The sequence below is a fragment of the Leptonema illini DSM 21528 genome (genome assembly GCF_000243335.1).
GTDB lineage: Bacteria > Spirochaetota > Leptospiria > Leptospirales > Leptonemataceae > Leptonema > Leptonema illini.
In genome coordinates this window covers 248,324-269,894 of the sequence record NZ_JH597773.1, presented here as the reverse complement: position 1 = coordinate 269,894, position 21,571 = coordinate 248,324, and the positions used below count along the sequence as shown (strand labels likewise).

Genomic DNA, 21,571 nt, shown 5'->3' with positions numbered 1-21,571 from the left:
AATCGGGTCCTGGCCTACCTGTAGCAGGCCCTCTTGCCGGATCGCTTTATTGGACGAACCGGCATGCGAATAGATTTTATTTTTTGTCGTCGGCCACTTCTACGAGATGCGGGCTTTCGTACAGGGGAACATCGGGATGCTCTCGCTGAAAGCTTTTCATCCGGAACTCGCTCTTGAAAAGCACGACAGGATTACCGCGATCATCGTTCAGCACGAGATCATAGCTGCTGAACTTGCTCTTATCTTCGGGACGAATCCAGCGCGAGCATTCAAAGCCGAGCGCCTCCAGGCGACACGGAGCGCCATATTCATCCTGGATGCGAAAGCGAAAGACCTCGAACTGCAGAGTGCCGACGGCGCCGATAACGGGCGAGGCGTCGTGCTCGCGGGTGAAGACCTGAACGACGCCTTCTTCGGCCAGCTCCTCGATGCCTTTTCTAAAGCCTTTCATCTTTGACGTATCTTCGGGAATCAGACGGGCGAACATCTCAGGAGCGAATCGCGGCAGCGGATGAAACTCCGGAGCGTTACCCGTAAACAATACGTCGCCGATCGCAAACAGTCCGGGGTTAATCAGGCCGATGATATCGCCGGGGTATGCCTGGTCGATCGTTGAACGATCCTGTCCGAAAAAGGAAACCGGGCTTGAGAGTTTAGCCGTCTTCTTTTTATCGTTAACAAAAACCGTCATTCCGCGCTCAAATACGCCCGATGCGATGCGCACAAAGGCGACGCGGTCACGGTGCGCCCGGTTCATATTCGCCTGCAGCTTGAAAACGAAGGCGGTGAACTGCTCGGACGTCGGCAGCTGCGTGCCGTCACGCAGACGGATCGCCTCGGGCGCCGGACTGATCGCCAGGAACTCTTTCAGGAATAGCTCGATGCCGAAGTTGGTAAGAGCCGATCCGAAGTAAACGGGCGTGATCTTGCCCTCGTGAAATTCCTTTTTGTCAAACGAGGGCAGGGCTCCCGTAGCCAGATCAATCCCTTCGCGAAAGCTTGCATAGAGCTCGTCGCCGATCATCTCTTTCAATTCGGGATCATCAAGGCCCTTCACATCGACCGGCGCTCTGTAGGCGCCGCCCGTCGTTCTCTCAAAGAGATAAACGCTATCGTCGGCGATATGATAGACGCCTTTAAAGTCGCGGCCTGATCCGATCGGCCAGAGCATCGGTACGGCCGCGATGCCGAGAATACGCTCCACCTCGTCGAGAAGCTCGAAGGGATCGCGGGCGGGCATATCCATCTTGTTGATAAAAGTTACGATGGGGATGTTGCGGCTGCGGCAGATCTGAAAGAGCTTGATCGTCTGCGGCTCGACGCCTTTACCGGCGTCAAGAAGCATCACGGCACAGTCGACGGCCATGAGCGTGCGATACGTGTCTTCAGAGAAGTCTTCGTGGCCGGGAGTATCGAGCAGATTGAGGATGTGTCCGTTCACCTCGAACTGCATCGCCGCCGTCGAGATCGAGATGCCGCGTTCCTGTTCAAGCGTCATCCAGTCGGATTTAGTTTTCTTGCGGTCTCGCTTCGCACGTACGTGCCCGGCAAGCTGGATGGCGCCGCCGTAGAGAAGCAGCTTCTCGGTCAGCGTCGTCTTACCGGCATCGGGGTGGGCAATGATGGCGAACGAACGCCGCCTCTGTATCTCGGTCGAAAGATCCACGGGGACAGAAAACGGTTCAACGGCGCTGCGTCAAATCAATGAAGCCGGCACCTTAATCCGGCGTACGCCGATCAGTCCGAAGCGTCGTCCGACGGCGCGATCGGTGAGTATCGCCGTCTTCTCCTGCCGGCTTAACTTCTTGATGGCCGCCTCGAGCCTGAGGGCCGTGGATCGGTCGGGCGTGCTCCATGCGGCCAGCATGCGTACCGGGCGAAAGCTTCGCGTGATTTTCGCGCCGTTCCCGTTGCCGTGAGCGAGAAAGCGCCGGCGCAGGTCGGTCGTGAAGCCCGTGTAATAAGAGCCGTTTTCGAGCTCGATCATATAAACGAAGCACGACATATCAGGGTGCGGCGATGCGGATGAGCGTAATATCGTCGGATAACTCTCCGATACGGCGCAGCCTCTTGTATATGCGGCTTGTTTTTCCGTCGGCCTCTTCGACCACGCGCAAAAATACCGATTCGTCTTCGTTGATAACGGGATGTCCTGCGTCATAGTCGACGATCAGATCATCCCTGCCGTCTGATCCGAAGAAGACGACGTCGCCCGGGTCAAATCGTATAAACTCCACGTTCTCAGGGCTTGCCTGGAAGAATTTCATGCCGGGCTTGTGAACGATGATCTTTTCCCCGAAATAAGAGGCCTTACCGCGGCGATAGAGCACGGGCTTCGGATGCCCGCCATTCACGAAATGCAACGTTCCCGATTCTTCATCGAGCAATGAAAGGATGACGGTGACGAACATAAGACCGTTGAACGTCGCGAAAACCTGATGGATCTCGCGGATCGCCTGAAGCAGCCAGTCGGCCGGCGTTACATCTTGCAGAACGGAATTGAGTCGCGTGCGTTCGACGAGGGCCTTGAGTACCGATCCGAGAACGAGGGCGCCGCCCGAACCCTGGAGCGATTTTCCCATACCGTCGCCGTTTACAAGAATGGAATAGCGCCGTCCGCGCAGCGTGAGGTCGGCGCCAAAGCAGAGGTCGCCGCCGATCTCCACCATCCATCGTTTGAAGCGAAAGCGCTTCTTCTGTCGAATAAGAAAAGAGATATCAAATCTTTCGGCCTGCGTTTCGTTCTGTAAGAGCGGACGCAGGAGGATCGAGATCAGATAGTAGTCCACGTCCTGCTGCTGTTTCAGACGCTCGACCTGCGACAGTGACTCTTCGAGGCTTCGCGTACGATTCCTGATCTGCTCTTCAAGAGATTCATAATGATCGGCGTTAACCAGACTGACGGCCATCTGACCGCTCAGCTGCCGCAGAAGCTCCGTGCGTCCCGGATGAAAGACGTGGCCTGTGAGTCGATTCTCGAGATAGAGCATACCGATCGCTTCGCCCTGCCTCTGTAGCGGCATGCAGAGGACCGATCGCAAGCGTTGCGACTGTACGTAAGGGTCGTTTCTGTAATCGCCCGATTCGAAGGCATTGTGTTCTATGACCGTTTTTCCCGTACGCAGTGCAAAGAGAAGCATACCGGATGGAATCGGCGTCGCCTGTGCGAAAGGATCGGTACCCGCAGCGTCATAGCGAACCTGACCGCTGGCATCGGCGCTCGCGACGACGCGAAGCTGTCCGTGACGTCGGTACAGAAACAGCGCCGACTCCGATCCGGAAAGTCGCACGATGAGTCCGAGTATCGTGCGTATAACTCCTTCCAGAGTGATTTCTGATGCGATGGCGGCGGACGCTTCGATCAGCGTGCGCGAATCGGCCGAAACGGAAGGTTCGAATTCCGGATCGCGCAGAATACCGTGTAGATCTTCGATCCTTGTGAGCAGAATATTGGCGTTTTCCCGTGAAATTTCAACGAGACGTTTGAGGCGAATGCGACCTCCCCACAGTCGATAGGCTGTGAGGGCGTCGGTGAAATACAGGATCTCCTGGCTTTTCTTTCCCTCAAAGCGATAAAGATCAAATAGCAGATCTTCGATCAGGGCACGATCAAGCAGTCGGTTTCGCTCGATGGCAAGAGATAACGATTCTTCAAGGCCATAAACGGCTTCGGCGCGACGCCCTTCATGCAATCCGGCAAGAGCTTCGACGACTCCATACCAGATACCGTAGTACCGCGGAGCATGGTATGCGAAAAGACGCAGCTCGGCGACGTTGCGTCGTAAACGGAATTCATTCGCTCCGACGCCTTTGCGGTGCAGTATAAGAGTATCGAGGAACAGGCAGGCCGCTTCAAGGATCGTTCCACGACAGGCCGCCCGATGTTTCAGGGCGGAATCGATGTGCGAAGTGGCGCCGTCCATTTCTTCGTTCAAGTAGCGCGTGAGCGACGTAAGAAAGTAGAACTGCATCAGAGCGTTATGGTTCTGCATCGCGGACCACATGGGGATAATCTCAGATTCCGAGAAATCGGCGCCTGTTAACGCAACGGGATCGGAGCTGCGATCCATGATCGTCGCTATGGCCTCGTTCCAGAGACTGAGTTGAAGAAGAGGATCTTCCTGGCGCTGTCTTTTAAGAATAGAGATATGCCTTGCAATATTCGTCTGCATGGTCTGCAACGGCTGTCCCGTAAAGAACTGATGCATGCAGAGCGATACGATGGAGCGCGCCGCTCCGTCGATTTCTCCGTTCTCGTATCCGCTTCGCACCGCTTCTTCAAGAATGGAAATACAGTCTTCGAACCCCGTCAGCGGCGCGGCAAAAATCGAAAACCAGTAAAGATTTTCCGTTGTGCGCAGTGCCTCATGTTCGGTCAGCCATCGGGCGGCGATCGTAGCCAGCTCCTGTGCGAGATCGTAATCAGGCAGAAGGACTCGCACGAGACGGGCAAGCACTGCAGGCGCGCCCGGCGTTAATCCCGTTTCTCTGATGATGGTTAACGATTGTACCGTGATTCCGTTGAACAGGTCGTCATCGGCGACGCTGGCCGGAAACGCCATGAGGTCGAGAATCTGAAGACAGGCATACCTGCGAAAATCGATAATGGAAGTGATACCCGTACACGAGCGCAGAAACGGCAGTATATCGCCTTCTATCAATGATTCAGGCAGCGACGCGACATCGGCAGCCTCGATCGGACCGAATTCTTCCAGAGCTTTTCTTCCTCTTTCGAGGGCCTGCTCGTATCGATTGTAAAGCGTCAGCAACGGGATATGAGTGCGATAGACGCTGAGCCGCAGTTCGGAGTCGCTCGTCCTTGCGTAAAGATCGCGAAACAGAGACTCTGAAGCGGCGGGGCTTCCGCTCAGAGCTTCGGCTCGAGCCGTTTGCAGTTTCAGATCGAATTCCGTTTGCGTATCGCACAGATGGGAGTCCAGAAGTCCGGCCCGAAAAAGAGAAAGAGCGCTTTCAGGATCGCCGCCTGCAAGGGCCTGAGTGCCGGCCTGAAGATTAAGAGCGGCGAGTCTGCTGCGATGAAGCTCTTCAAGGTATTCGCGGCCGGAGTTCAGATGCCCGACGAGTTTGAATAGATGACGCTCGAAATACCCCGGTTCGCGAGAGCCGAATTCAAGCAGATGGATGCCGGCGTAGGCATGCAACCGTTTCTGAATCGGCGCTTCCATGCTCTGATAGGCCGCTTTTCTGATTCGCTCATGCGCGAAGCGAAAGCTCAGGCGTGATTCGCTGAAAAGGGTTTCATCGGCTTCTTCTTCGCTTAAACCCTCGAAAGCCGAGAAAGAGGCCGATTCCGGGCGTATGAATTCGAGATCATAGAGGTGCCGTAGAACGGAGAGAATGCGGCGGGGCGTCCATCCTGAAACCCAGTAAAGGGTGAACAGATCGAAGACCTCTCCGATTATCGAAGCGAATTGTAATAGCTGCCTCTCTTCTTCATCGAGGTCGCTGATGCGTTGTGAGAGCAGGTTAACGACGTTCGCCGAAACGTCGCTCTGTTCGATCTTTTCGAGGTCTCTGATCCAGGTCGCCTTGCTCCGGTCGTAACTGATCCAGCCGCGCTCGCGACTGAGCAAAAGCAGCTCTCTGATATAGAAGGGATTCCCACCGGTTTTTCTGTGTATCAGCGCGGCAAGCGAACGCTCTTCATCGACGGAATCAGAGAAGAGATCGGCAAGCATACGTTCCGTCGCCTGGAGCGAAATCGGCGGCAGCGACATCCTGCGCACGTACTGACAGGACCTTTCGAGACCGTCGATCAGCGATCGCGTGAGAGGTGGTATGTTTTCGGCGCGAAACGACAGTACGATTAAGATGCTCTGCGGCTCGGGTTCTTCTATGAGTGCGCTTAAAATTTCCATGCCTGTCTGATCTGCAAGATGACAGTCATCGAGAAAAAGAAGCATCGGCGCTTCAGGAGTCGAGAGAACTTTAAGAAGCTCGCGGCATCCGGTTATCCATTGCTGTCGGATAACGGCCGGTTCTACGGGCAGCGTAGCGCGTCCGGTGATCCACTCAAGAGAAGGGAAGAGAGAAAGCAGGGCGGCATGATTCTCGTTGATTGCGGAGCGGATTCGGTCTTTCCAGACACTCAGCTCGTTCTCGGGTAAGGCAAGAATCTTTCGCAGTAAGGGCTCTATCGCAGCCCTGAGCATGGACGCCGCTCCCTGATCGGAGGGACGACCTCGGGCGAAAAAAGCTCCGCGAAGCGAAAGGTCACGCTGCATTTCAAGGACGAGAGAGGTGCGACCCATGCCCTGCTGGCCTTCAAGTATAAGAACGTTCTTATTGCCGTGCGTGGTCTGCTGGTAGAGCGTGTGCAGCAGGGCCAGCTGCTCTTCGCGTCCATATATGGTCGAGGGAAGTCTGAACTCTTCGGCCTTATCGGCCTGTCCGGGCTGAAAGCCGGTAACGGGCTCTCCTGCGCGCATGGCGTCAACGCAACGCTGAAGATCGGCAATAAGGCCGCGGACACTGCGGTAGCGGTCGTCGGGATCTTTTGCAAGCGCTTTGATCAGAACGGCTGAAAGCATCGCCGGAAGCCTGACATCGACGGAGTCGATGGGATCGGGCGGCGTGGCAATGATGCGATGAACGAGAATGGACGGATCTCGTTCGGTAAAGGGCGGGCGTCCGGTAAACAGAAAATACAGCACGGCGCCGAGCGAATACAGATCGCTTCGCAGATCAATAGGCCTGTGAACGAGTCCGGTTTGTTCGGGCGGCAGGTAGACGATGGAGCTGTCGCCCGGCAAAACCGCCTGCTGCTCGGATTCAAGCCGGTCAAGTCGACTTGATCGGGAAAGATCGCCGATTCTGATGTCCTGATCCGAATAGAAAATGCAGGATGGCGAAAGCCCCAGGTGCAATATCTTTCGATCATGCAACCTTTGAACGATTTCGGCCAATTTCACGGCGATCTGCATGCAGGCCAGAAGCGATAACGATCGATGCAGTTTGAGTTTTTCGACGGGCAGGCCGCCGGGATCTTCAAATACGATCACATCGGTCGTTTCGGCCTCAATCAACTCGATCGGCTTTAACAGAGCGGGCTCGTTCAGAGATTGCAGCAGACGATATTCCTTGACAGCTCTTCGCTGTCCGGCATCTCTTTCTCCTTCGCGAGGATGCGAGCAGAGAAGGACTCGCTTCTCGCCTGAAAGGGCGCGTTGAAAGGTCAATCGCCCGGACGTGATCGTGTCCGTGATATTGTATTGAAAGAAGGAAGGCATGGATCTTATAAAACGGTTCTACCATCATCTGACGGAAGCTTTAAAAAGACATCGCAAACCGATCGTTCTTTCAATCCTTTTTTTCATGGTGGCGGGTTTTCTCTGGGCGGGCGGCGTCTTTTTCTATGCCTATATCGATTATCGTCTCGAAAAAGACGAATATGCGGCTAAGATCGAGGAATGGAAACTCTGGCTGCATAATTCGGGGCATCGGGCCGCTCCTCCTTCTATTATTATACTCGACCGCAACGGAGAAACGATCGGCGAATACCTGCCCGAGCGCGGTTCCCGCATCCCCATTGCGCGCTGCAAGGCTGAGATGCCGTGGCTGAAGCGAGCGGCCGTCAGCGGAGAAGACCGCTATTTCTATGATCACGGCGGCGTTTCCTGGAAGGGGGTGATGCGAGCCGTCGTCAACAACGTGCTTTCTCTTTCGGCTCGCGAAGGCGGAGGAAGCATCACGCAACAGGTCGCGCGAAACCTGTTCACCGATCGATCTTTCAGTCTGAATAGAAAGTTGCTTGAAACCTTTCTTGCCTACGATCTTGAGGCCGCTCTTGATAAAGACGAGATCCTCTGTCTTTATCTGAATCGCATCTATATGGGCGAGGGTCGAATCGGCGCCGAAGAGGCGTCGTGGTTTTATTTTAATAAGCCGCCGTTCCAGCTCTCGGCCGCCGAATCCGCCATGATCGTCGGCTTATTTCCAAGCCCGGCCCGCTACAGTCCGCTCAATAATCTCAAGGCCTCGCTTTTCAAGCAGCGTGCCGTCCTTCAGGCGATGGTCCGCGACGGACATCTGAAAGAAGAGCAGATAGACGCAGAGATCGCACGTTTCAAGAAACAGTATCGCGTCGAAGAGGATGATCCGGGTCTGGTCGGCGCCTACGGAGCAAGTCGGGATTTTCGTATTAACAGAGCGCCTTCGGCTAACGAAGCCGTGCGGGAATTCCTGTTCGAGAACCTTCCCGAAGAGCTGATTCGCAAAGGAGGCCTTCGGGTAACGACGACGATCGATCTGCGTCAGCAGGCCGTCGCCCTTGAGACGGCACGGGCTCGCGTCGACGAAGTGCGCAAGAAGACGGCAAAGCTGGCCGCGAAACATGATGCCGGCGAGAATCTCGAACGCGGCGTGAACTCCGTTATTATTTCGATGACTGTGCCCGAGGGAGAGATCAGGGCGCTTGTAGGCGGAACGCAGGTTACCGAAGGCGGATCGCAGATCCATCGCATCTACAACATGCGTCGTCAGCCGGGATCGGCCATTAAAGGTTATCTGTATGCCCTGGCACTTGAAGAGCGCATCTATGACCCTTACGACGAAGTCGTCGACGAAAAGATCAACATTCGCGGGTATTCGCCGCGCAACTGGTATCGCGAGTATCGCGGCAAGATGCCGCTGCGTCGGGCCGTGGCGTGGTCGGTGAATACGGTGGCCGTGAAAACCCTTGATGAGATGGGAGTGGATTACTTTCGCAACCAGCTTGCGCGCACGCTCGACCTCTCGCTTCATGACGCCGATGAGCGGTTCGAGGCCGGCCTGTCCCTTGCGCTCGGAACGGGCAATCTGACGCCGCTTGAGCTCGCCCGCCTTTATGCCCTGATTTTAAACAAAGGCAGCACGGTGCGACCGTATCTCGTTAAGCGGGTTGAAGATAAAGACGGCACGCCGCTATGGGAAGAGCCGGGTAACCCTTCGTCGACGCGCATCATCTCAGAGAAGGCGGCGGCCGGAACGATGTGGCTTTTAGAGGGCGTCGTCGATTCTTCAGAGGATGGAACGGCGGGCTGGATCGGACGCCTGCGAAAAAAGAACGCATCTTATATGCCGTATGACGTGGCCGGCAAATCGGGCACGGCGCAGACGCCTGACGAGGTGCGGGCGAAATACCGCCAGATGCCAGGCGTGCGCGATAGCTGGTTCGCCGGTCTGATTCCGGGCGAAGTCACGGTCGCCTGGATCGGTCACGATCGCGGAGTGCCCGTCGATGCCAATGCCGGGTTGCTCTGGGCCGACTATGTTTCAAAGGCCCATCAAAAGGTGGACGGGCACTTCCCCGATATCAAGGATTATTACGGCGAACCCGATACCGCTATCGAAGAGGCTCCCGTGATTGATCCGCCGCGCGAGAATCCGAATGAAGATGGTAACGGTGAGCCGGACACAGATTCAACGGAGAATCCCGGTACCGGTGAGAACGGTCAGAATACGTTACCCGCCAGTCCGGGGGACTTCACCGACGTTCCGCCTAAACCGACAACACCGGAGAATTAGAGCCCCGACAGCAAGTCGTTAGAACATTGGTTCAAAGCGGCGTCGACTCGTTATTGAAAACTCAGACGCTTTTTGGGGCCGTGACTTATGGAAATATCTTGACTTCATGTATGAGTCCTGTTCCGTCATCTTATGTACAGATGCGCTGCGATGATCTTTTTATTGACGGGATGCATGAATTTCATGCCTCCATACGAACGCAATCGTGACGTTGATCCTGAGATGGGATATATATTCGGGGAATTCATTGTTCAGGGTTTTTCGGGCAACCGGATGTATGCGGGCTTGAAAGTCACCGGAGGAGAGTGTTTTTCCTCAGAAGGCTGCGTTTTTAAATTTGTAAACGAGCCTGCGGCGGTCTATCCCGTGGCCGTCGAACCCGGCGAGTATCGCCTCGAAGGGATCGTTTTGAGCGCAGGGGGGGCTCCAAAGGAGATTCCATTCTCTTTAGAGCTGAGACGTAGAATGCCCCAATTGAATCAACCGATTCGTGTGCAGGCAGGCCGCGTGACCTATGTAGGCTCTTTTATCGCAAGTGCCAGTACTGACTACTCGCCAGGTTATTACTACAACTATATTCATATGGCTGACATCTATTTTGATATGGAAAAGGCCGGCCTGCGTCTGATGTATCGCTATCCGGAGTTTAACGGGTTGGTTTTTTTATCGAATTCTAACGTGCAGGGGGCTCAAAAATGAATCGCGCCGTACTGGCTCTCGTCATTATCCAGGCTCTCGTCTTTCAGGTCAGCTGTAATACCACCTTTTACCATCCTGCTTTTGAAGAGCTTCCCGCACCCTCAAGGAGAACGGAGAACCTGACATACAGGATTACCAGGTCGGGCAGCGCGTCTTTTAATAAGGTCGATGTCGAAATCGTCAGATCGATGCGTGATGCCGGTTTTTCTCTGGCCTTTCGCTTTTTATCCTACCGATGAAGGTGCCGGAACAGGAGATGACGGTCACGTATTATATAAGGCTCACTGATGGAAAGGGATTGATTCGTTCCTATCATTTCGACTACTACGGCATCGATCCTGGATGCATAGCGATGATGAAAACGATTTCTGATCCGCAGCGAGAGAAAGAAGCCGTACAAAAAGTTACCGCGCAGTTCGTGCATGACTACGCAGAGGCTTCAGATGCGGGATTCTATACGATGTATCAATCCATCAGGATGAAGGATGGGCGAATCTTCTTTCTTGCGAATGTAAAAGAACAGGGTGCAGAGATGCGAATCCTCATGCCGGACGGAAGGTCGGCCGTTGTTAACCGCGCAGAAATCGCTCAATCGATCGTGCTTCCGTCGACATTACCGCTGGAAGAACCTGTGCGAAAGTCGCCGCCTCGAGGTCCGACCCCAAGTTCCGGTGGCTTACCGACGAAATCTACGTTTCCGTAAAACAACTCCATATCGGTGTTTTTGCGCACGTGATCGGCCAGGCGATCGTACTGCTTCTCGCGATACGCAGCAGGATCGTCTGCCGGAGCGCTGCGTTTTGCCGAGTGCTCTTTTAGCAGCCAGTCTATGACGGGCTCGTTATCAAAGATACCGTGAATATACGTGCCCCAGAGCCTGCTCGATATAAAGTAGCCGTCATCCCGGCCTTCCTGCCCGGGATAGCCTATTCTGCATAAGGCCGAAGGACGCTCCGTAACACTGACTCCCATGTGTATCTCGTAGCCCTTGCAGAGAGCGTCGCCTTCGCGAAAGCGAAACTGCACCTGTTCGGTTCTCTTCTCGGTCGTGAGCTCCGTCGTTACCGGAAGCAGCGCGAGCCCGGGGATCGAGCTTATATCTCCTTCTACATGAAGCGGGTCATGCACGCTCAGGCCCATCATCTGATAGCCGCCGCAGATGCCGTACACCGACGCCCCCTCGGCATGACGCCCGAGCAGAGCGGACGCCATGCCGCTTCGGCGAAGATAGAGCAGGTCGGCAATCGTGTTCTTCGAGCCTGGCAGAATCAGTATATCGGCTGCATCGAGATCGTCGGGCTTTGCCGCATAGTAAAGATGAATATCGGGATGGCGCTCCAGCACGTTGAAATCGGTGAAGTTCGACATATGCGGTAATAGAAGAACGGCGATACGCAGGGCGCCCGTCCGGTCTTGCGCCGTTTTTTCAATGGTTAACGAATCCTCCTGGTCGATACCGATCTCGCGAAGATACGGGATCACGCCCAGCACAGGCAGGCCGGTAATGCGTTCGAGAATACGACGGCCGTCCGCAAAGAGATCCATATCGCCGCGAAATCTGTTGATAAAGATGCCGCGTATCAACCTGCGTTCCTCAGGCGGCAACAACTCAAGCGTTCCATAGATGCTGCCGAAGACACCGCCGCGATCGATATCGGCGATCAAGAATACCGACGCCTCCGTGCGTAAGGCGACGCTCATATTCACGATATCGCGGTCGCGCAGATTGAGCTCGCTGATGCTGCCCGCCCCTTCGATAACGATCGGATCATAGCTGGAGGCCAGTCGATCAAAGGCCGACATCGCCTCGTCGAAAAGCCATGCCCGGTCCTGGCCGTTGAAATACTCTTTCGCCGAGCGATTGCCGATCGGACGGCCGTGCAGTATCACCTGCGCGGTCGTATCGCCCGACGGCTTCAATAAAACGGGATTCATGTCAGAAGAGCAGGGGATTCCTGACGCCTCGGCCTGCACGGCCTGGGCTCGTCCGATCTCGCGTCCGTCCGCCGTCGGATAACTGTTCAGCGACATGTTCTGCGCCTTGAACGGAGCGGGCGAGAACCCGTCCTGTTTGAGAATGCGACAGAAGGCCGTCGTCAGAATGCTCTTGCCGACATCGGAGCCCGTGCCGACAAACATGATCGGTCTATGCTTCATCGGCTCTCAGATGTATAATCCCTCTCTACGAGACAGATGCGCGTATGATAGGCACTGTACCAGCGCTCGTAGCCCATACGCTGTGCCTCGCGGTGTTCGGCGTGCTCTTTCCAGCGAGCGATATCTTCGAGACTTCTCCAGTACGAAACCGTGATGCCGATCTCATTTCGGGCGCTTTCGACGCCCAGGAAGCCGGGCTGATCTTTTGCCAGTTCCAGCATACGTTCGGCCATCTGCTCGTATCCGTCGCCGGGCTCGGGCCGGCGACGGATAGAAGTAAAGACTACGGCGTAGTAGGGCGGTTCAGGAGTGCGAGCGATGGCCATATGCTTCTACCAGCGTGCGACGTGGTCTTCGGCCCATCCGCTTGCGCCTTCGATTGCGTATTCGTTGCGACCGACTCTTATGATGCCGTCAAAGCGACCCAGCATCTGATGCACGCCCGAGGCGATGATGCCGAGGTTGCTGACCGCATGGCGATGGTATTCGGGAGTAAGCGTCAATTCGATGGCCTTGCTGTCTTTTGAGAAGATCTTCCAGGGCCTCATCGGATTCTTGATGTCGAATTCGAAGACCATATCGGTCGGAATCTTATAGAGCCGCCCGTCGACGAGGATGCCGTTCTCTGTATAACCCGTGCCGTCGGTCCATCCGGCGCCGAGATTGACGCCTACGATCTCTTTCTTTTTACCGACGCGAGCCGACATGTTTGCCCAGTTCCATTTACTGCTGTAAGGCCAGGCGCCGCGACCGAAGTCGAGCACCGCGAAGGATTGATTCTCGCGAAAGGTATGGCGGACGTCGCCGGCCTGGACGGTGCCGCGGGCCGTGACGCCGAAAAGCTTTTCGGTGAACTGAAAGCGGCTGCGCGAGAAGGGGATAACGACGTTCAGGCTTTCCCAGTTCATGGGCACGACGACGTCAATCGAGGCCTGGATCGGAGCGGAGTTCTTTCGGTTAAAGAACACTTCAAGATGATACCCTTCTTCGGTGCGCGAGAAGTGCAGGCGTCCTGACTTGCCGCTTTTGCTTTCAAAGACGGCATCGTTGTCGACCATCTGTCCCATGCGGCATCCGCTGCCGAACGGAGTGATCAGAGTGGCCTCGTCAAAGGTATTTGATTTGCGATCCCAGAAGTAGCAGAAGATGACGCCTGCATAGTCGATGTCTGAGATGGTGAACGATGCAAGGAATTCATCGTCATAAACGGCCCAGTAGTTCCAGCGTTTCTTGCGCAGCCATTTGCGCGAAAGGTTGCAGCGGTGCATGGGTTGTCTGGACCAGCCGATAGAGTCGAGGTTGAGGTCGCCGTTTTTCTTGCAGAGCTGAATCGGAAACTTGATTTCTGTCTCGATATTCATAATTCAGGAGCACGCTGACGTCGCGTTTCTGGCAATCCAGCGTTTTTTTCAGGGATTATCTTGCCGGGGCCGACCGACTCTGTCTTTCAAAAGCGGACGCGAAGGCATTGCCCGATTCAGCGGTGAGATTTTCTTAGATCTATGGACTCCGTTCTTGTCATCGGTTCGGGCAACGCCTTCTCTTCAAGCGGTCGCGCGCAGGCTTGCTTTTTGCTCGAGAGCAGGGCCGATAGGATGCTTCTTGATTGCGGCGCCACCTCGCTCATGCAGATGCATCGGCTCGCCGTCGATGTAGACTCGCTGGATCGGCTGCTCGTCACACACTTTCACGGCGATCATATCGGGGGCATTCCGTTTCTTCTCATTCATTATGAATATATTTCGCGGCGCAGGCAACCCTTTGAGATGCTCGGGCCGCCGGGCCTTCGCGACGCCGTGCAGCGGCTTTTTGACGCCATGTATGCAGGGATCGAGCTCTCATTCGAGGTGCGCTATATCGAGATGCGCGAGAATCAGCGACAGAAAACGGGCGGCTTCACGATCGAATCCATTCCCGTCTCTCATAAGCCCGAGAGCCTTGGCTATCGTATCACAGGATCGGATGGGCGGACGTTTGCCTTCAGCGGCGATACGCGATGGTGCGACAATCTGGAAAGGTTATACGACGGCGTCGACGTCGGCCTGATCGAGCTCAGCCTTGAGAGGCAGCCGGAGGGCGGGACGTCGCATCTGGCCCTTGACGAGGTCATCGCAAAAAGATCGTCGCTGAAAGCGCGAAGGCTTTTTTTCAGCCATATCTATGACGAGCTTGCAGCGATGGTCCTTGAATTTGAGGCGAAGCATCCGGGCTTCGGCCGTCCGGTTACGGACGGGACGCTGATTGATTTTCGGGAAAGCGAAACGATTCGATAAACTTCCGGAACTCATGGCGCTCCATGTCTTCGTGTTCGGCCGCTCCAACAAAAAGGAAATAGACGATGCCGTCTTTTTCAAAGGTTGTGATACGTCCCGTTCCATCCTTCATGACGACGTCGAACTGACGCGCTTCAAGATCGCGAAATGTCGCTTTAGATTCCGTAAGCTTACCGATGCTTGCGAACGAATCGCGAATCGAGTTCTGAAGCATCGAAGCCGTCGCGATCTCGGGCAGCACGATGCAGCGCATGGATAACGTTTCTTTCTCGTCGGCTATGTCGTAGGTGGCGGAGTGCACGGTGAAAAGAAGCGATTGCTGTTTCGCCTCTATGCGGGGCTCGCCTGGAAAATCGACGGAGGCGCCGCATTCAAGTTTGGTCGTCTGCCAGGGGCGGCTGCACGAAAAAAGAACGGCCAGGGAAGCGAGTAATACTGTAGTGCGATGAAACATGGCGCAGACTGGCGGCCGGCCATGTGCTGTCAACCGACGCATGCCGGCGCCGCTATTTCTTCGTCCAGTGAATGCACTCGCCCGGGCACTCGTCGATCTCGTTCTGAACGGCATCCCAGTCCTCTTCGGGAATGATTGCTCTGTTCAGATTTTGACCGTTGTTGTGAGATTCAGAGAGGTCGTCCTCATCCATCTGAAAATAACGGGGCAGGTTGGAGGCGCAGGCGTTGCACGACGTGCAATCGTCTTTCTCTACAGATACGATACGTTCGGTCATACAGTTCCAGAAAAATATTCCTGCCCGCCGCGGCGACCAGGAAAATTGCCCGGAGCCCGGCCCGTTGTACCGATCATTAATTCGGAACCCCGAATATGATCGCAGCACAGAGAAAGAAAACCCTCGATCCATCTCCCGTTATCGACCTTGCCGCGCACGCGCAGCTACTGCGTCCGCAGCCCGTCCGCCGGTATCCAGAATATCCCGTGCATCGTGGTGAATTCTGGACGGCCCGTCAGCGTCAGATGCATCCGGTGCATTACAGCGTCAGTTACAGGGCGTCGTTCAAGCCCGAGCTGCCCGATTTTTTCATGCAGCGATATTTAACCGGAAGGTCGGTCGTGCTTGATCCGTTTGGCGGACGCGGCACGACGGCGCTTCAGGCGAATCTGAACGGACATGCGGCCGTGCATAACGACATCAGTCCCGTCTCGGTCTTCATCTCTTCTTCGCGAAAGAGCATTCCGCCGATCGAGCGTATCGCGGCTCGACTCGAATGCCTTGATCTTGCTCGTCTCGGCCGACCGTGGACGCCTGAAGAGAAGGACCGCTTCTCGCCTTTCTTTCACGAAACGACCTTTCGCGAGCTCATCGGCCTTCGCAACATCTGGATGGATGAGCGGCACGATGACGAACTGAACTACATCATGCTAACGGCATTGACGCGACTGCACGGTCATTCCGACGGTTTCTTTTCGGCCTATTCCTTTCCGCAGATATCGATACCACCCGAGGCGCAGAGGCGCAATAACGAGAAGCGTGGCGTGATGCCCGGCTATCGTAACGTCGCCGAACGCATCTTGAAAAAAGCGAGACGGGATCTATCGCGTCCGATTCCGGACGCCTTTCATACAGCGAGTCGCTCCAATCGTTATCTTCGCGGAGACGCCCGTACGCTGAAGGGCGTGAGAGCGAATAGCGTCGATCTGATCGTAACCTCGCCGCCCTTCCTCGACAAGGTCGATTACGCGAAAGACAACTGGATGCGCGCATGGTTTATCGGCGTCGAAGAAGAGGTACGTTCGTTATCCATGGCCGTCTTCTCGGACCCCGAAGAGTGGCTGGCCTTTATGAAAGACGCCATTCTTGAAATGGGACGTGTGCTGCGAGTCGGCGGTCGCGCCGTCATCGAAGTAGGAGAGGTGGAGTACGGCAGCCGCATACTCTATCTCGAAGAGCTGCTGGCCTCGCTTTTTCCTCTGCGTCTGCGTACAGGAACGCTTCGCGTAGAAGAGCTTTTTCTGCACACGCAGGAATTCACGAAGCTGGCCAACTGCTGGGATGTGAAAAACAACGAGAAGGGAACGAATACGAACCGCTGTCTCGTCATCCGCAAAGAGGCGTGAGAGAGCATGCAGATAGGGTTCGGCAACGCCTTTCACCGAAAATAGTGTCTTTAGATCTGTAATATTCCGTCGATAGGAGATATATATGCTACGCTCGCTCTGGACAGCCGCTACGGGTATGGTCGCCCAGCAATTTCAGATGGATACGATTGCGAACAATCTATCGAACGTGAACACGACCGGATTCAAAAAGAACCGCGCCGACTTTCAGGACCTTGTCTATCAGCAGCAGGTTCTGGCGGGCACTCCGGCAACGGCCGTCTCTGAAATCCCCACCGGCGTCTATTTCGGAGCGGGCACGCGAGTCGCCGCCACGCAGAAGCTTTTCGAGATGGGCTCACTTCAGGCTACGGGCAATAAATTCGACCTGGCCGTTACATCCGAGGTCGGATTCTTCAAGATTCTGATGCCCGATGGAACTTTCTCCTATACAAGAGACGGCTCGTTCAAGATCGATGCGCGTCAGCAGGTCGTCACATCAAACGGCTATCTGCTCGAGCCTCCGATTACGCTGCCGCCGGGAGCGATCAATAACACGCTTCAGGTAAGCGAAGAGGGCGAGGTTACGGTTCGCGTCGGTGACGAGATCCGCCCGACAAAGATCGGCCAGATCGATCTCTTTCGCTTCGTTAACCCCGCCGGATTGCAGGCCATCGGTAATAACCTTTTCAAAGAGACGATGGCCTCCGGCCCCGAGATCCAGGGCACTCCGGGCCGCGAAGGATTCGGCGGACTGCTCCAGGGATTTCTCGAGATGTCTAACGTGAAAATCGTCGAAGAGATGGTCAGCATGATCGTCGCCCAGCGCGCCTACGAATCAAATTCGAAGTCCATTACGACGTCGGATTCGATGCTCGGTACGGCCATCTCGATGAAGCGATAAGGCGATTGGGCTATGTCTGTAAGGTTCTTTTGAGTTTTCTGGTGATTGCGTCAACGGAAATGTAGCAGATTACTAGAAGCCATCTCAAATATAAACTACTGACAAGTACTTTTTGCTTGTACTGCCGAGGGGTTCGTACAACGATAGCTCCTATAGGAGCTCTATCATGGATATCACAGATGCCCAATGGAAGATCATAAAGCCTCTTATCAAAGAACCAAAGCCACGAGAAGACGGGAGGGGGCGGGAGAGAATTGATCCGCGAAGTATTCTAAATGGAATCTTGTGGATTTTGAAAACTGGAGCCCGCTGGCAGGATCTACCGGATAGGTATCCTTCCTATCAGAGTTGTCATCGTCGCTTTCAGGAGTGGACTCGTAACGGCACAATTGAAAAGATTCTCCTGGCTCTGGCGAGAGACCTTGAAGAACGTGGTGGAATTGACATTGAAGAAAGCTTTATAGACGGAACTTTCGTTTCGGCTAAAAAAGGGGGCTCAAAATCGGGAAAACAAAGCGTGGCAAAGGGACCAAGATCATGGCAATGGCAGACGCTTCCGGTCTTCCTATCGCCTGCTGGATTGAAAGCGCTTCGCCACATGAAGTCACTCTCGTAGAGAAGACTATTGATCATAAGTTCACAAGAAAAAGCTCCTCGAAGGATTATCGGTGATCGAGCTTATGATTCCGATAAATTGGATAAACAACTTCGAAAGAGAAGAATCAAGATGATAGCCCCACATAGACGGGGCCGGAAAAAGGAGAGTACACAGGATGGACGGGAATTGCGTCGATACAAACGCAGATGGAAGGTCGAAAGACTCTTTGCCTGGCTCCAGAACTTTCGTAGAATACTCAATCGATTCGAAAGATATTGGGAAAATTATCTTTCATTTGTCAGGTTAGGCTGTATCGTTATCCTACTCAGACATTTTTGAGATGGCTTGTACTGGATTCCAGTGCCCCTTCACCCGTGATGGTTGAGTTCCTCCATTGTCGAGGGATATCACCCCCAGAGCGATCAGCAACAGGTAGACGAAAATATAGCACCGGGAGAAACCGGTGGCATTGGAAATCGCAGACAGACGCCCCCAGTCCCGATCATCCGGATAAAAATTCACGCGCACGAGCCGCTGGCCTTCCTCCTGATACTGCTTTTTCCACTTGTAGCTCCTCTCAAGAAAGCTGATCTTGTAATGTAGCAGCGGATCATCCATGAGTATCCCCAGATACGATGCCACGGCCCAGTGGCCTATTTTGATGTAAGGACTTCGCCAGAAGAATCGCTTAAAGTAAGATTCCGGCACCAGCAAGGTGGAGCGGGAGCGGTAATATGGCTCTCCATCAGTCAGAGTCTGTTCGTTCATGAAAGCTGAAGGTCCAAAGCCGCGCAAATTAACGAAAATTTTTTCTGCGAGCCGGAAAAAATGTCAGAGCCTGAGTAGTTACTTTCGCTTTTGCAAAAAAGTCCGACAATAAAAGGGATGAGCGATGCATTTTTCTCTCCCGTGGCTCGGTTTTTCCTGATTACGCTCGGCTTCGGGCTGATCGGCGTCGTCGCCCGTTCGCTCTTCGCTGAGGATCTGTACAACGGCGCCAATCCCTACGTGCAGGTCGAAGAGATTCGCATCGGCGACGTCATCAAGCTTGTCGTCGATGAGCCCGTCATCATCGAATACGATTATGAAGCCGACCGCGACGATCATCGCACCGTCAAGCTCGCTCCCGATCGTCAGGTATTCTCGTTTCTTCCCGGAGCCGATGACGATCGTTCGTACGTCGATAAGAACCGTTCGAAAATCCGTTCTCGCGTCAGGTTGCGCATGCATATCGGCGTTCGCGTAACGGCCATCGAGAACGGTGTCGTCCAGTTTCAGGGCACACGGCGCCTCGGCTATGAACAGGGCCGCCTCGAACAGCAGATGCAGTCGACAGGCTTCGTTTCGCTGCGCGATATCGGTCGCGATCGCACCGTGCTCAGTCGTAACGTCGCCGATTTGCAGGTCGTTATCGTCGGCCGGCCGAACGAGCAGCGCGAAAATCTGCCGCTGAAGCAGGAGCCCGGAGTAAATCCCGGCGATCCACCCGTTATCAAGGCCGACATGACCGACGCCGAGAAGCAGCGTCTTCTTCTTGATTATCTCAATCGTCTGTTAGGCGAAACGGGAACGGTGCAGCCATGAGATACTCGATCCGCTACTTATTCAAATGCTCAACCGTCTTAAGCCTGCTTCTACTCAGCGCTCTGTCGCTTTCGGCGCAAACAGGACCCGTGCAACCGAATCCGACGGGAAGGCGGGCCGTCGACGATAAGACGGCCGAGGCCCCCTCTGAAGAGAAAGGCATTCGTATCAAGGATCTGGCACGCATCGACGGCGTGCGTTCGAATCAGCTGCTCGGATATGGCATCGTCATCGGCCTTCAGGGAACGGGCGATCAGCGATCGAAACTCGCCCTGCGTTCGATGCAGAACCTGCTTGCCAACCTCGGACAGGATGCCTCGTCTAACCTCGAACTGAAAAACGTCGCTGCCGTCCTTGTAACGGCAGAGATTCCGCCTTTCGCGAAAAAAGGCGATCGCATCACGGTCGTCGTATCGTCGATCGGCGATGCAAAGTCTCTTGATGGCGGAGTGCTTGTACAAACCCCTTTACAGGCAGGTAACGGCGAACTCTATGCCGTTGCGCAGGGTCCGTTGCTATCGGCGGCCAGAGAAGGGCGTTCGAACGATTCGCCGAAAAACGTTGCCGTCGTTCCCGGCGGCGCTCTCATCGAGAAAGATCTGCGCGAAACGACGCTGGCCGACCGTCGTCTTCGCGTGCAGCTGCGTGATTTTGACTTTACGACGCTCAGTCGCGTGCATCAGGCCATTCTGCCGCTGACGCAGGAAGAGACGTTGAAAGGAATGGAGGCGAAGATCGAAGGCGGCTCCGTCCTTGTAACGCTGCCTGAAAACGTCGAACCCATCGGATTGCTTTCGCGCATCGAGAATCTGCGCGTGCAACCGTCCTACAAGGCGCGCGTCGTTATCAATCAGAGAACGGGAACGATCGTTTTCGGAGGAGACGTGCGTATCGACCCGGTCGCCGTCAGCCGTCCGCCTTCGGGTAACGGTCGGTTCCGCTTGCAGCGTCAGGAGGCCTATCAGGGCATCTATGTGCGCTCTCCAGGCGGACAGCAGAAAGACGAAACGGTGCAGCAGATTGAGGCCTCGTCGGTGGCTGAGCTTGTCGGCGCTCTCAATAAACTCGGCGCCGGCGTGCGTGATATTATCTCGATACTGGAAGCGCTTCGCGATAGCGGAGCCCTTCATGCGGAGGTCGTAATCCTGTGAGCGAAATCGATAGAATTCAGATGCCCGTAAAAAGTTATTCAGAGCATCGTCTGGACGAGATGTCGCGACGCCTGCAGCGATCGACATCAAAGCCCGATCTGAAAGAATCGCCCCGCGAAAGGCTGTCGCCCGAGAAGTCGCCCCAGGAAAAATCGAGCGATACCGAGAGAGTTTCGCCGGGCGCCAAACCGCTCTTTACCGATGAGGTGCGCAAGTTCTTTCCGGGCATCGACGAAGGGCGGATGCCGTCCTCGGCATTCAAGCTTGAGAAGATGCCCGATCCGTCGACTTTAACAGGGGAGCGCAAGCGTCTCTATGATACCGCCGTCGAATTCCAATCTCTGTTTATCAACATGATGCTGAAGGGTATGCGCAGCACGCTCAAACCCGAAAACGATATGCTTCATGGCGGGAAAACGCAGGAGATCTTTGAAGATATGCTGTATGACGAGAGAGCGAAAAGCTTCTCGAAACACGGCGGATTTCCGCTTGCAGAGCAGATCTATTTGCAGATGGCGCCGATGATCCAGGAACAGGAAGCGGCCGACTCTTACGAGAACAACCTGAAGCGAGTGCCGCCTACCGTATCGACCGATCAGATCCAGCGCGAGTGGAAGCGTTAAC

18 protein-coding genes and 1 pseudogene are annotated in these 21,571 nt (G+C 54.9%); 10 read left to right on the top strand and 9 right to left on the bottom strand.

Going from position 1 to position 21,571, the window contains the following annotated elements; genetic code table 11:
* Nucleotides 1-76: 76 nt before the first annotated feature.
* The 3 genes from LEPIL_RS01205 to LEPIL_RS01195 are packed head-to-tail and all read right to left on the bottom strand — an operon-like array spanning nucleotide 77 to nucleotide 7,250.
* On the bottom strand, nucleotides 77-1,666 hold the full coding sequence (locus LEPIL_RS01205; protein WP_002769138.1) for a peptide chain release factor 3: 1,590 nt from the start codon (nucleotides 1,664-1,666) through the stop codon (nucleotides 77-79).
* 30 nt (nucleotides 1,667-1,696) lie between these two features.
* The gene (locus LEPIL_RS01200) at nucleotides 1,697-1,987 is read right to left on the bottom strand and encodes a GIY-YIG nuclease family protein (protein ID WP_211208605.1); all 291 of its coding nucleotides are present in this window, start codon (nucleotides 1,985-1,987) and stop codon (nucleotides 1,697-1,699) included.
* Between the two features lie 19 nt (nucleotides 1,988-2,006).
* Nucleotides 2,007-7,250, bottom strand: coding sequence for a trifunctional serine/threonine-protein kinase/ATP-binding protein/SpoIIE family protein phosphatase (locus LEPIL_RS01195; protein ID WP_002769133.1), 5,244 nt, complete (start codon nucleotides 7,248-7,250; stop codon nucleotides 2,007-2,009).
* On the opposite strand from LEPIL_RS01195, the gene LEPIL_RS01190 reads away from it, so the two are divergent.
* From LEPIL_RS01190 to LEPIL_RS01180, 3 genes are all read left to right on the top strand, one after another.
* The gene (locus LEPIL_RS01190) at nucleotides 7,249-9,525 is read left to right on the top strand and encodes a transglycosylase domain-containing protein (RefSeq protein WP_040918088.1); all 2,277 of its coding nucleotides are present in this window, start codon (nucleotides 7,249-7,251) and stop codon (nucleotides 9,523-9,525) included. The genes LEPIL_RS01195 and LEPIL_RS01190 overlap by 2 nt on opposite strands.
* A gap of 174 nt (nucleotides 9,526-9,699) precedes the next feature.
* On the top strand, nucleotides 9,700-10,224 hold the full coding sequence (locus LEPIL_RS01185) for a hypothetical protein (RefSeq protein WP_143464630.1): 525 nt from the start codon (nucleotides 9,700-9,702) through the stop codon (nucleotides 10,222-10,224).
* Nucleotides 10,221-10,463, top strand: coding sequence for a hypothetical protein (locus LEPIL_RS01180; RefSeq protein ID WP_002769127.1), 243 nt, complete (start codon nucleotides 10,221-10,223; stop codon nucleotides 10,461-10,463). The genes LEPIL_RS01185 and LEPIL_RS01180 overlap by 4 nt, the downstream gene beginning before the upstream one ends.
* 349 nt (nucleotides 10,464-10,812) lie before the next feature.
* Here LEPIL_RS01180 and LEPIL_RS01175 read toward each other — a convergent pair whose 3' ends face one another.
* From LEPIL_RS01175 to LEPIL_RS01165, 3 genes are read right to left on the bottom strand one after another with little or no spacing between them, the layout of a single operon-like run.
* Nucleotides 10,813-12,381: a cobyric acid synthase gene (locus LEPIL_RS01175; RefSeq protein WP_002769123.1), complete on the bottom strand. Its 1,569-nt coding sequence runs from the start codon at nucleotides 12,379-12,381 to the stop codon at nucleotides 10,813-10,815.
* A complete protein-coding gene (locus tag LEPIL_RS01170; RefSeq protein WP_002769121.1) occupies nucleotides 12,378-12,707 on the bottom strand; it encodes an antibiotic biosynthesis monooxygenase family protein in 330 nt (109 codons plus the stop codon). Before LEPIL_RS01170 ends, LEPIL_RS01175 begins: the two co-directional genes overlap by 4 nt.
* A gap of 6 nt (nucleotides 12,708-12,713) precedes the next feature.
* Complete coding sequence (locus LEPIL_RS01165; protein WP_002769119.1) at nucleotides 12,714-13,742, bottom strand: DUF2804 domain-containing protein; 1,029 nt, start codon at nucleotides 13,740-13,742, stop codon at nucleotides 12,714-12,716.
* Between the two features lie 141 nt (nucleotides 13,743-13,883).
* On the opposite strand from LEPIL_RS01165, the gene LEPIL_RS01160 reads away from it, so the two are divergent.
* Nucleotides 13,884-14,654: an MBL fold metallo-hydrolase gene (locus LEPIL_RS01160; protein ID WP_002769117.1), complete on the top strand. Its 771-nt coding sequence runs from the start codon at nucleotides 13,884-13,886 to the stop codon at nucleotides 14,652-14,654.
* Here the strand turns inward: LEPIL_RS01160 and LEPIL_RS01155 are convergent.
* Nucleotides 14,605-15,108, bottom strand: coding sequence for a hypothetical protein (locus tag LEPIL_RS01155; protein WP_002769116.1), 504 nt, complete (start codon nucleotides 15,106-15,108; stop codon nucleotides 14,605-14,607). The genes LEPIL_RS01160 and LEPIL_RS01155 overlap by 50 nt on opposite strands.
* A gap of 52 nt (nucleotides 15,109-15,160) precedes the next feature.
* A complete protein-coding gene (locus LEPIL_RS01150) occupies nucleotides 15,161-15,385 on the bottom strand; it encodes a ferredoxin (RefSeq protein WP_002769115.1) in 225 nt (74 codons plus the stop codon).
* 95 nt (nucleotides 15,386-15,480) lie between these two features.
* On the opposite strand from LEPIL_RS01150, the gene LEPIL_RS01145 reads away from it, so the two are divergent.
* From LEPIL_RS01145 to LEPIL_RS22760, 3 genes and pseudogenes are all read left to right on the top strand, one after another.
* The gene (locus LEPIL_RS01145) at nucleotides 15,481-16,731 is read left to right on the top strand and encodes a class I SAM-dependent methyltransferase (RefSeq protein ID WP_002769114.1); all 1,251 of its coding nucleotides are present in this window, start codon (nucleotides 15,481-15,483) and stop codon (nucleotides 16,729-16,731) included.
* Nucleotides 16,732-16,816: 85 nt separating this feature from the next.
* On the top strand, nucleotides 16,817-17,614 hold the full coding sequence (flgG, locus tag LEPIL_RS01140; protein WP_002769113.1) for a flagellar basal-body rod protein FlgG: 798 nt from the start codon (nucleotides 16,817-16,819) through the stop codon (nucleotides 17,612-17,614).
* Between the two features lie 163 nt (nucleotides 17,615-17,777).
* A pseudogene (locus tag LEPIL_RS22760) lies at nucleotides 17,778-18,551 on the top strand (IS5 family transposase).
* Here the strand turns inward: LEPIL_RS22760 and LEPIL_RS01130 are convergent.
* Entirely contained in the window at nucleotides 18,534-18,980 is a 447-nt protein-coding gene (locus tag LEPIL_RS01130) for a DUF1564 family protein (protein ID WP_002769112.1), read from the bottom strand. The pseudogene LEPIL_RS22760 and the gene LEPIL_RS01130 sit on opposite strands and share 18 nt — an antisense overlap.
* A 117-nt stretch (nucleotides 18,981-19,097) precedes the next feature.
* Here LEPIL_RS01130 and LEPIL_RS01125 point away from each other — a divergent pair, with 117 nt between their 5' ends.
* The 3 genes from LEPIL_RS01125 to LEPIL_RS21420 are packed head-to-tail and all read left to right on the top strand — an operon-like array spanning nucleotide 19,098 to nucleotide 21,570.
* Nucleotides 19,098-19,796 carry a flagellar basal body L-ring protein FlgH gene (locus tag LEPIL_RS01125; RefSeq protein WP_002769110.1) on the top strand — a complete coding sequence of 233 codons (699 nt, stop codon included), beginning with the start codon at nucleotides 19,098-19,100 and terminating at the stop codon, nucleotides 19,794-19,796.
* Nucleotides 19,793-20,947, top strand: coding sequence for a flagellar basal body P-ring protein FlgI (locus LEPIL_RS01120; protein ID WP_002769108.1), 1,155 nt, complete (start codon nucleotides 19,793-19,795; stop codon nucleotides 20,945-20,947). The genes LEPIL_RS01125 and LEPIL_RS01120 overlap by 4 nt, the downstream gene beginning before the upstream one ends.
* Entirely contained in the window at nucleotides 20,944-21,570 is a 627-nt protein-coding gene (locus LEPIL_RS21420; RefSeq protein WP_002769106.1) for a rod-binding protein, read from the top strand. The genes LEPIL_RS01120 and LEPIL_RS21420 overlap by 4 nt, the downstream gene beginning before the upstream one ends.
* Nucleotide 21,571: the final 1 nt, after the last annotated feature.